The sequence below is a fragment of the Facklamia languida CCUG 37842 genome, from assembly GCF_000245795.1.
Lineage (GTDB): Bacteria > Bacillota > Bacilli > Lactobacillales > Aerococcaceae > Facklamia > Facklamia languida.
Window position 1 is genome coordinate 663714 of the sequence record NZ_JH601133.1, and the last position, 1756, is coordinate 665469.

Below are 1756 nucleotides of genomic sequence, written 5' to 3' on the forward strand. Positions count from 1 at the left end.
TATCCTCAACGGTCGTCGTGCTTAAGGTTGTTGTAGTATCCTCAACGGTCGTCGTGCTTAAGGTTGTTGTAGTATCCTCAACGGTCGTCGTGCTTGCTGTTGTTGTAGTATCCTCGACACTTGTAGTGTTGTTATTGCAATTTTCGATGGTGATCAATAGTGACTGGTCATTCGGTAGGTTAAAGTAATACGGTTTATTGGTAAATTCATAGCCAGCTGGTGCTGCGATTTCAACAAAGTAATAATCTCCTTCAACAAGATCGCTTACTTGTATCAATCCACTTTCATCTGTTATATAAGTCCCGACCTTCACTTCTTCAACAAGATCGCCTACCTTCATCAATCCACTTTCATCGAATTCTTCAGCTGTCGTATTTATCATCAGAGCAGATTTTTCAGCTAGTTTTTCTTCCAATTGTTCTTCTAATGTAGCAATTTGTGTCTTTAAACTTTCGATTGTGATTAGGTGTTCACTATCAAACGGTTCACTTGATTCAGATTGAATCGCTGTTTCGTGTTCCGCTTCTAATATCGCTCTTTGATTCTGTAATTCAACAATCTGCGCGCGTAAATCTTCAATTTCCTTATCGATTATTGAAGTGTCAACGGATACTGGTTCATCGGGCACTGCAGAAGAGTCTGATGTCTCTTCTACCGTTGTTTGAGTGACTTGATACAACTCAAAAATTACCCCTTCAACCGCTTGACCGTATTGATCAACTTTCTTAATTGAAACATCATACAAATCTGGTTTAGGCGCTTCGGTTGTTGTCGTAGGTTCTTCTGTAGTCGTTGTGGATATTTCAGTGATTGTTGTAGAAGTTGATTCCTCTGTGGTGGTTGTTTCTTCTACAATATTTTCAAACACTGCATCGGGCGAATAAACGACTTCGCTGGCGACTAATTTTCCTTCTTGATCCGAAACTTGGAATGTTGCTGAGATAGTAGAATCATCATATTTAACCGTACTATCAGATCCATGGACTTCTTTAATCGTGTATCTAAACTCTCCTGTTTTACTTAAGGTAATCGCAGGGAATATGACTTTACCAGCTTCGTTTGATACAGTGTGGATTACTTGACCCTCTGCATTAATTAATTCAAATGAGAATTCACCGTCTTTTATTTCTCGACCCGTTAAGACTTTGCTTACTTCTAAAACTAACGCCCCATCAGCTGGTTTATAAGTGTTCTCAAATTGACTGTCCCCATTTTCATAAGTAACAGCTGTCTCTAACTTGCCTTCCTTATCTATTACGACTACCGTCACATTCACAGGTGTTTCATCATAAGTGACGCCTGGTAGTTCACCTTTTGTTTCAGTGATCGTATAGGTGTAAGTGCCAGCTTTATCATAAGTAATCGGTGCAAAGGTAATGTTTTCCCCAACGTTGGTTACCGTTTCAGTATGGGGTTTTTCGACTCCCTCTGTGGTCTCAGTTAAGACGAACTCGAACTCACCATCCGCTAATTCACGTCCTGTTATGACTTTGGTTGCTGTGATGTTTGCTTCACCTGGAGTTGCGGTATAGGCATTTTCGAATTGACTGTCCTCATTTTCATAGGTAACAGCTGTCTCTAACTTGCCTTCCTTATCGGTTACAACTACGGTCACATTAACTGGTGTTTCATCATAGGTGATACCTGGTAATTCACCTTTTGTTTCAGTGATTGTATAGGTGTAAGTACCAGCTTTTTCATAGCTAATTGGGGCGAAGGTAATGTTACCTCCAACGTTGGTCACCGTTTCAGTATG

At 40.2% G+C, this 1756-nt stretch carries 1 protein-coding gene; it reads right to left on the minus strand.

Annotated features, from left to right (window positions below):
* Positions 1 to 1756: Spy0128 family protein (locus HMPREF9708_RS08375; RefSeq protein ID WP_006308632.1), on the minus strand; the 1756-nt coding region annotated here is incomplete at both ends.